General features: G+C 69.8%; 7 protein-coding genes. 3 read left to right on the top strand and 4 right to left on the bottom strand.

Annotated elements, in window-relative coordinates:
- Nucleotides 1-74: 74 nt before the first annotated feature.
- The 3 genes from H5411_RS36715 to H5411_RS36725 all read left to right on the top strand — a co-directional run bounded on the left by H5411_RS36715 (nucleotide 75) and on the right by H5411_RS36725 (nucleotide 2,480).
- Nucleotides 75-1,115 (top strand): LLM class F420-dependent oxidoreductase, encoded by a 1,041-nt coding sequence (locus H5411_RS36715; protein WP_101439129.1) that lies wholly within the window; start codon nucleotides 75-77, stop codon nucleotides 1,113-1,115.
- Nucleotides 1,116-1,272: 157 nt separating this feature from the next.
- Nucleotides 1,273-2,235 (top strand): Ppx/GppA phosphatase family protein, encoded by a 963-nt coding sequence (locus H5411_RS36720; RefSeq protein ID WP_101439130.1) that lies wholly within the window; start codon nucleotides 1,273-1,275, stop codon nucleotides 2,233-2,235.
- Between the two features lie 41 nt (nucleotides 2,236-2,276).
- The gene (locus H5411_RS36725; RefSeq protein ID WP_101439131.1) at nucleotides 2,277-2,480 is read left to right on the top strand and encodes a hypothetical protein; all 204 of its coding nucleotides are present in this window, start codon (nucleotides 2,277-2,279) and stop codon (nucleotides 2,478-2,480) included.
- Nucleotides 2,481-2,519: 39 nt separating this feature from the next.
- Here the strand turns inward: H5411_RS36725 and H5411_RS36730 are convergent, their stop codons facing one another.
- From H5411_RS36730 to H5411_RS36745, 4 genes are all read right to left on the bottom strand, one after another.
- Entirely contained in the window at nucleotides 2,520-4,889 is a 2,370-nt protein-coding gene (locus tag H5411_RS36730; RefSeq protein ID WP_101439132.1) for a glycoside hydrolase family 65 protein, read from the bottom strand.
- Complete coding sequence (locus tag H5411_RS36735; RefSeq protein WP_101439133.1) at nucleotides 4,886-5,617, bottom strand: HAD family hydrolase; 732 nt, start codon at nucleotides 5,615-5,617, stop codon at nucleotides 4,886-4,888. The genes H5411_RS36730 and H5411_RS36735 overlap by 4 nt, the downstream gene beginning before the upstream one ends.
- Before the next feature lie 325 nt (nucleotides 5,618-5,942).
- A complete protein-coding gene (locus tag H5411_RS36740; RefSeq protein ID WP_220817987.1) occupies nucleotides 5,943-7,100 on the bottom strand; it encodes an ROK family transcriptional regulator in 1,158 nt (385 codons plus the stop codon).
- A gap of 229 nt (nucleotides 7,101-7,329) precedes the next feature.
- The coding region (locus H5411_RS36745) for a carotenoid oxygenase family protein (protein ID WP_183126457.1) at nucleotides 7,330-8,452 on the bottom strand (1,123 nt) is incomplete at its 5' end.

Below are 8,452 nucleotides of genomic sequence, written 5' to 3' on the forward strand. Positions count from 1 at the left end.
AGCGTGGTCACCCGAGCGGCCGCATAATGAGCAAACGCTTAGTCACAGTCGACCGGCACGGGAATGAGGGATCGATGAGGATCGGCACCGGCGTCAGCTACTCGGGCGGGTTCGCCGAAAGCGTCGCGGACATCGTGGAGCTGGAACGGGTCGGGCTCGACATCGTGTTCGTCCCCGAGGCCTACAGCTTCGACGCGGTGAGCCAGCTCGGCTTCCTCGCCGCGAAGACCGAGCGCGTCGGCCTGATGTCGGGGATTTTCCAGATCTACACCCGCACCCCGAGCCTTACCGCGATGACCGCGGCCGGGCTGGACTTCGTGTCCGACGGCCGGTTCACCCTCGGCCTCGGCGCGTCCGGACCGCAGGTCATCGAGGGTTTCCACGGCGTGAAGTACGACGCGCCGATCGGCCGCACGCGCGAGATCATCGAGATCTGCCGCCAGGTGTGGCGGCGCGAGCGCGTCGTGCACGACGGCAAGCACTACACGATCCCGCTGCCCGCCGACCAGGGCACCGGTCTCGGCAAACCGCTCAAGCTGATCAACCACCCGGTGCGCGAGCGGATCCCGGTCGTGCTCGCCGCGCTCGGGCCGAAGAACGTGGCGCTCGCCGCCGAGATGGCCGAGGGCTGGCAGCCGATCTTCTTCCACCCGGAGAAGGCCGCCGACGTCTGGGGCGCCTCGCTGGCCGAGGGCAAGGCCAAGCGCGACCCGGCGCTGGGCGAACTGGACGTGTTCGCCGCGCCGCCGCTGGCCATCGGCGACGACGTCGACCACCTGCTCGACTGGGTGCGCCCGGTGTTCGCGCTGTACATCGGCGGGATGGGCGCGCGCGGCAAGAACTTCTACAACACGCTGGCGTGCAACTACGGCTACGAGGCCGAGGCCAAGAAGATCCAGGACCTGTACCTCGACGGCAAGAAGGAAGAAGCCGCCGCGGCGGTCCCGACGGAGCTGCTGCGCGCCACGTCGCTGGTCGGTCCGGCGGGCTACGTCAAGGAGCGGCTGGCGGCGTTCAAGGAGGCCGGGGCGACGACGCTGGCGGTCAACCCGCTGCAGCCCGGACGCGAGGCCCGGGTGGCCGCCGTCGCCAAGCTGAAGGAGCTGCTCGGATAGGTCCGCTATGATGCGGACCACTGAGTGTGAAAAAGTCGCACTTCGGGTCGATGCCGCCGTCGAAATGCCGTCAACTCCCCGCGCGGGACGCGAATTCGGGAGTAAGAACGGGTTCAACGGGGAATCCAGGCGGGGCGAAAGCGAGGTAGGCCGGACTGTGCACAGAATCGAAGGACCCGCTGCTGCGGTGCTGGACGTAGGGTCGTTCAGCGCCCGGCTGGTCGTGCTCGAACCCGGCGGATCCCCGATCGACCCGGCCCTCACGCACCAGACCCGGCTGCGGCTCGACCGCGAACTCGACGCCGACGGACGGCTCAGCAAATGCGGCATCGCGGCCATCGCGAAGGCCGTCGCGAACGGGATGGACTGCGCTCGCGAACACGGCGTCAAGGACGTGTTTCCGCTGGCCACGTCGTCGATCCGGGACGCGGTGAACTCGCGGGAAGCGGTCCGCGAGGTCGCCCGGGAAACCGGGGTCGAACTGCGGTTTTTGTCCGGCCGCCGGGAGGCGGAGCTGACCTACGTCGGCGCGCGCCGCTGGTACGGCGCGGCCGGCGGTCCGCTGCTGGTGCTCGACATCGGCGGCGGCACGGTCGAGCTGTCCGCCGGGGCCGGCGAACAGGCCACTTTCGCGCGTTCGCTGCCTCTGGGCGCCCGGTCGGTCACGCGCGACTGGCTGCCCGCCGAACCGCCGGTGCGCAGCAAGCACGTGAGTGCGCTGCGTGACCACGTGCTGGAGGAAGTCGCCTCGGCCTTGGGCGATGTGAAGGCGGAACTGGCCGAGCACCGCGTGGTCGGCTGTTCCAAGGTGCTGCGGCAGCTGGCCCGGCTGGCGGGCGACCGTCCGGGCAAGGCCCGCGAGCTGCACCTGGACGACGTGCGCGCGTGGATTCCGCGGCTGTCGGCGATGCCGTTCGCGCGGCGGGCGCAGTTGCCGGGGATTTCGCGGCAGCGGGCACAGCAGGCGCTCGGCGGCGCGGTCGTCGCGGAAGCGCTGCTGACGGTCGCGGGCGGGAAGATGACGATCTGCCCGTGGTCGACCCGGGACGGGCTGCTGCTGACGCTGCTGGACCAGCTCACGGACGCGACCGGCAAGCACCGCTCGCGTCCGGCCGCGTGAACTCCCTGGTGCGAGGGCGGTAAACCGGGTATCCCGGAGACATGACCCCGCGCAGCGAGTTCCGTCCCCGTGACCGGTCCGAGGACGACGACGAGGAAACGCCGTTCCCCGCGCGCCGGAAACGCGAGCTGCCCGAGCCGGACGAACTGCCGGGCGAGGTGGCGAACGTGCCGGGGCCGGATCTGAGCCCTTCCCGGACCGACGAAGTGCCGAAGGTGCCGGGCACGGACGAAACGCCGTCGTGAGCGGCAATCCCGGTTTTTACCGGGATCGCCGCGCACGAGTCAGCTTCGGTCGAACTGCCGCACCTTCGACGCGTCCCGTCGCGCGGGGGCCCGGCCGATCGGCTGGACCGGCGCGGGGCCCGGGTCCAGCTTCGGGATCGGCAGCTCCACCGGCTCCTCGCTCACGGTGAACCGCTCGCCGTGGTGGATCAGGTCCAGCGGCGGACCGTTGAGCACCCGGTACGTCGCCGCGTCGTGCTGGACCGACACCTGGAACCGCGTTTCGCGGAAGGCGAGGCGGAAGGTGAGGCCGCCGAGTTCGTCCGGCAGCCGCGGCGCGAACGACAGCTGGCCGCCGAAGTCGCGGAACCCGCCGAATCCGGCCACAGTGGCCTGCCAGGCACCGGCCAGCGACGCCATGTGCAGGCCGTTGCGGACGTTGTTGTGCACGTCGTGCAGGTCGGTCAGCGCGGCTTCGGCGAGATAGTCGTACGCCAGCTGAAGGTGTCCGACCTCGGCCGCGATGACGGCCTGCGTGCCCGCGGACAGCGAGGAGTCGCGGACGGTCCGTGCTTCGTAATAGGCGAAGTCGCGGGCTTTTTCCTCGGGGCTGAACGAATCGCCGCAGAGGTGCAGGGCGAGCACGAGGTCGGCCTGCTTGACGACCTGTTTGCGGTAGAGGTCGAAGTACGGGTAGTTCAGCAGCAGCGGGTAGAAATCCTCGTCGGTGGCGGCGAAATCCCACTCGTCGTGCTCCAGGAAGCCTTCCGACTGCGGGTGCACGCCGAGTTCCTGGTCGTACGGCAGCGCCATCGCGTCGGCCGCGGCCCGCCAGGAATCGATCTCGGCAGTGTCCACTTCGAACTGTTCGGCGACGTCAGGATGCCGCTGGCACACGTCCGCCGCGGCGAGCAAGTTCTTGCGCGCCATCAGGTTCGTGTAGACGTTGTTGTCCGCCACCGCGGAGTACTCGTCGGGCCCGGTGACGCCGTCGATGCGGAAGTGCCCGTGGTGGTCGAAATGCCCGAGAGAAGCCCAGAGCCGCGCGGTTTCCAGCAGGAGTTCCGCGCCGCAGGTGCGCTCGAAATGCTTGTCCTGAGTGGCGTTCACGTACCGCACGACGGCGTCCGCGATGTCCGCGCTGACGTGGAACGCGGCGGTGCCGGCCGGCCAGTACGCGGAGCATTCGGCGCCGTTGATGGACCGCCACGGGAAAGCCGCGCCGCGCAAGCCGAGCTGGGTCGCGCGTTCTTTCGCTTTGTCTATTGTGGAGTGTCGCCAGCCGAGCGCGTCGCGGGCGGCGTCCGGCATCGTGTAGGTCAGTACCGGCAGCACGAACGTCTCGGTGTCCCAGAACGCGTGCCCGTCGTATCCCGGACCGGTGAGGCCTTTCCCCGCGATAGCCCGGGTTTCGCCGCGGGCACCGGCCTGCAGCAGGTGGAAGAGCGCGAACCGGACGGCCTGCTGGAGTTCCGGATCGCCGTCGATTTCGATGTCCGAAGTGGCCCAGAAGTCGTCCAGGAACTGGCGTTGCTCGGCCGCGAGGCCCTTCCACCCGGTCTGCCGGGCGCCCGCGAGCGCGGCCTCGACCTGCGCGCGCAGAGCCGGGGCGGACCGTTGCGCGGACCAGCCGTAAGCGAGGAATTTGGTGACCCGCAGGCGTCCGCCCTTGGGCACGTCGACCGCCGCGGTGAGCCGGGCGAGGTCCTCCTCGGCGTGGATGCGGGTGCGCAGGCCGTCGTCCACCTCGATTTTGTGGTCCATCGCGGCGGCGACCCGCAGCCCGGACATCCGGGTCTGGTGCACCAGCACGGCCTGGTAGCCCGCGGCGTGGCAGAACTCGCCGACCAGCGGCGCGTCGAGCGCGGCGGCGACGCGCGGATCGTGCGTGTCGGACTCGACCGGTTCGTTGGCCAGCAGGTCGGATTGCACGACGAGCTGAAGGTCCTCGTCGAGCGGTTCGACCTCGTAGCGGATCGCGGCGACCGCGCGCTGGGTGAACGACACCAGCCGTTCGGTGGTCACCCGCACGCGCCTGCCGGTGGGGGAGGACCACTCGGTGACACGGCGCAGGGTGCCGCGGCGGAAGTCGAGCACGCGGTCGTGCGCGGTGGCGATGCCGTAGCGCATGTCCAGCGGCTCGTCCTCGACCAGCAGCCGGATGATCTTGCCGTCAGTCACGTTGACGACGGTCTGGCCCTCCTCCGGGTAGCCGTAACCGCCTTCGGCGTAGGGGAGTTCGTGCTGTTCGTAAAAGCCGTTGAGGTACGTGCCGGGCAGGCCGCGCGGCTCGCCTTCCTCGAGCGTGCCGCGCAGTCCGATGTGCCCGTTCGACACCGCGAAGGCGGATTCGGTGCGCTGCAACGCATCCACGTCGAGGCCGCGCCAGCGCAGCTCCCACGGCGCGCATTCGTAACCGGATTCCGTCACTTGTCCTCCAGCAGGTCGGCGAGGTCGTCCACCACGACGTCGGCACCGTGCTCGCGCAGTTCGGCGGCCTGGTTTTCCCGGTTCACGCCCACGACGAAACCGAAACCGCCGGCTTTGCCCGCCTGCACGCCGGATTGCGCGTCCTCGAACACCGCGGCCTGCTTCGGGTCCACGCCGAGCGCCTTGGCCCCGGCCAGGAACGAATCGGGCGCCGGCTTGCCTTTCAGGTGGTCGCGGCGGATGACGAGGCCGTCGACGCGGGCTTCCACGAAGCGGGACAGGTCTGCCGCGTCGAGGACCTTGGCCCCGTTAGCCGACGAGGTCACCACGGCGATCTTGAGCCCGGCTTGCTTGGCTGCTTCGAGGTAGCGCACGGAACCCGGGTAGGGGTTTACGCCGCGCTCGTCGATGATTTTCAGGACGAGTTCGTTCTTGCGGTTGCCGATGCCGTTCACGGTCGGCGCGTCCACGGGGTCGTCCGGGCTGCCTTCGGGGAGTTCGATTCCGCGGGAGCGAAGGAATTCCCGGACGCCGTCGGCCCTCGGGCGGCCGTCCACGTAGGTCGCGTAGTCGGCGTCGGTGAATTCCTGGAAGCCGTCGCCGTCCTTGCCGCGCAAATATTCGTCGAACGTCCGTTTCCACGCCTCGCGGTGGAGCACGGCCGTCCCGGTCAGTACGCCGTCCAGGTCGAAGAGGCAGGCGGTGATGGTGTCGGGCAGTCCGATCATGCCTGCAACGTACCTGTCTTGGGCGTCGTTTGCGGGCTGTTGATGGGGGTGTGGCGGCTCGTCGCCTGGCGGCGACATTGCATGTGGGGGTTGCGTGGGGCACCCCGAAGCCGGAGTGTGCTGACGGTCTGGGGGTGCTTGTCAAGGCGGGAAAGATGCCTTGACAAGCACCCCCAGACCGCAGGGAGGCTTCGTATCGGGGTGCGGGGGTGGGTCTGGGTGCCTCGATTGTTGGGTGCGCTGGTGCGGTCGGGTGGGCGGGTGGGTGGTCCGTGAAGGGCTCCTTGAGGGAATCTAGGTCCGTGAAGGGGTCCTTCACGGAACGTCAGGCGGCGCCTACGCGGCGGTCGAAGACCAGGCGTTCTGCGGCGCGCAGGCCGACGCTGATCGCGCCGGTGAGGACGCCGTCGTCGCCTAGTTCGCCTTGTACCACGGTGGTGGTGAGCGGGGTGAACGAGCGCAGCGCTCGGTCGATCGGTTCCAGCAGCAGGTCTGCCGCTGTTCCGACACCGCCGCCTAGGACGATCAGTTCGGGGTCGATTACCGCGGCCACTGAAGCGACTGTGTAGGCGAGGCGGTCGGCTTCCGCGGATACCGCGCGCTGGGCCAATTCGTCACCCTCACGGGCGAGGCGGAAGACTTCGCGGGCGGATCGTGCTGTGCCCAGGCCGAGTTCGCGTGCGCCGCGGACCACGGACTGGGCGGCGGTGGCCTCTTCCAGGTGTCCGCGCGCGGGCGGTTCGCCGGGTTCGTCGGTGACGCGTGTGCGGCCGTAAGGCAGGTAGCCGATTTCGCCTGCCGCGCCGGTGGCGCCGCGGAAGACGCGGCCGTCCACCATCAGGCCCATGCCTACGCCGGTGCCGATGGTTATGCAGCCGACCACCGAAGCTCCGCGCGCGGCGCCGCTTTCCCATTCGCCGACCGCGGTGAGGTTCGCGTCGTTTTCCACCACCAGATCCGGCCCGAGCACCTGCTCCAGGTCGTCGAGCAGGCCCGGGCGGCCCCAGCCGGGCAGGTTCGGCGCGTGCCGGAAGCAGCGTTTCACCGGGTCCGCGACGCCGGGGGAGCCGAGCACGCGGACCACGATGTCGTCGTCGGTCAGCCCGGCCTCGGCCACGATGTCCTTCGCCAGTTCGCCCAGCGCGGAGATCAGCGCGCTGCCGGAGCGGGCCGTGTTGCGCACGTCGCGCCGGGCGACCGTGGTGCGGCCGAGGTCGGCGACCGCGACCCGGATGTGCTCGCGGCCGATGTCCAGGCCCAGCACGTATCCCGCGGTCGGGTCCGCCTCGTAGAGCACCGCCGAACGGCCGGTGCCGGTGGACGTGTGCCCGGTCGCGCGGGCGAGCCCGGCGGCCTCCAGCGCCAGCAGCGCCTGGCTCACCGTCGGCTTCGACAGCCCGGTGTCCTTCGCCACCTGCGGCCGCGTCGCGGGCCCGCCGCGGCGCAGCAGGTCGAGCACCGCCCGCTGGTTGATCATGCGCATCCCGGCCGGGGTGCCGACCGGTGGTGTACCCGACCCTGCCACCTGCTGAGTTTCCTTCCCGTTCGGACTTCCGTCCTGCCACGGTAACCGGATTCGCCCCGCTTTGGCAGGAAAGTTTCTTTTCTTCCGGCTCGGAGGGGCAGGCGGAGGTCTCGGCCCGACGATACGGGCTCGGCGGACCCGATCCGGGGAGGGCACGCGGAGTTTGCCGTCCGCTAGTCGAGGTCGCTCAGGCGTCGGGCAGCCAGTTGCCGTGGAACCCCGCGGGCACGCGGCCGGGCAGATGCACGGTCGCGACCGGATCCGCTTCGATGTCCTGCGCGTCGAGCACCACCAGGTCGCTGCGGTCGTTCGGTCCGTCGTAGACGTAGGCGAGCAGCCAGCCCGCGCCGTCCGGACGGTCGTCCGCCGGAACGAACACCGCCTCGCCCGGGAGATGTCCTTCCGGGAACAGATGCTCGCGCGCGACGTTCGTGTGGAGGTCATAGCGGCGGAGCACGAGCGGCCCGTCCGCCCTTTGTCGTCCGGTGACGTGCCCGAAGCGAGCGTCGAGCCCGGCGAGCCGGTCGTCGATGCGGGGGAACTCGCCGTCGCGGTCGTCGAGCAGATCCTCGGCGACCGTGCCCGCGCGCGGGTCGATCGTCCACCGCCACAGTGCGCCCTTCGGATCCGGTACGCCGGGCCGGAACATGTGCTCGTACCGCACGACGTGCGCCACGATCCGGCCGTCGGCGGTGTCGTGTGCGTTGAGCGTGTGGAAGACGTAGCACGGGTCGAGCTCGAACCAGCGCACGCCGTCCTCGGGACGGTCACGGCTGAGCAGGCCGAGCCGCGCGCCGTACGTGTCGCTCCAGCGGTACGGCATGCCGCCGTCGGTGCCGTGGTCGAACACCACCGGCAGGTCGAAGAAGACCACGTGCTGCCGGGTGAGCGCGAAGTCGTGCATCATTGTCAGCCCGGGCACGTCGATCGGTTGCCGCAGCACGAGTTCCCCGGCGGCGTTCGCGCGGTAGTAGCTCACGTGCGGGGCGGTGATGCTGCCGTAGCCGAAGAAATGCAGCTCGCCGGTTTCCGGGCAGATCTTGGGATGCGCGGTCATCGCGTCGGCGAGCTTGCCGTCGAAATCGTAGACCCCGACGGTGTCGAGCTCAGTGGTGATTTCGTATGGCAGCGAGGATTCCACGAGCGCGAGCGTGCGTCCCGCGTGGTTGACGACGTGAGTGTTGGCGACGCTGGACCGGAGATTTCTGCTTCCGTCGGCGTTGTACAGCACCGGATTCGGGACGTCGAAGCTTTCGGTGCGCACCCACCGGTTGCGATACCAAGCCGCGCGGCCGTTTTCGAGCCGTACG

The sequence above is a fragment of the Amycolatopsis echigonensis genome, assembly GCF_014174495.1.
In the GTDB taxonomy this organism is placed as follows: Bacteria; Actinomycetota; Actinomycetes; order Mycobacteriales; family Pseudonocardiaceae; genus Amycolatopsis; species Amycolatopsis echigonensis.

Excerpts from the sequence above, each read along its gene's own strand:
- H5411_RS36715 (WP_101439129.1), top strand. The coding sequence starts at position 75 with ATGAGGATCGGCACCGGCGTCAGCTACTCGGGCGGGTTCGCCGAAAGC.
- H5411_RS36725 (WP_101439131.1), top strand. The coding sequence starts at position 2,277 with ATGACCCCGCGCAGCGAGTTCCGTCCCCGTGACCGGTCCGAGGACGAC.
- H5411_RS36735 (WP_101439133.1), bottom strand. The coding sequence starts at position 5,617 with ATGATCGGACTGCCCGACACCATCACCGCCTGCCTCTTCGACCTGGAC.
- H5411_RS36740 (WP_220817987.1), bottom strand. The coding sequence starts at position 7,100 with ATGCGCATGATCAACCAGCGGGCGGTGCTCGACCTGCTGCGCCGCGGC.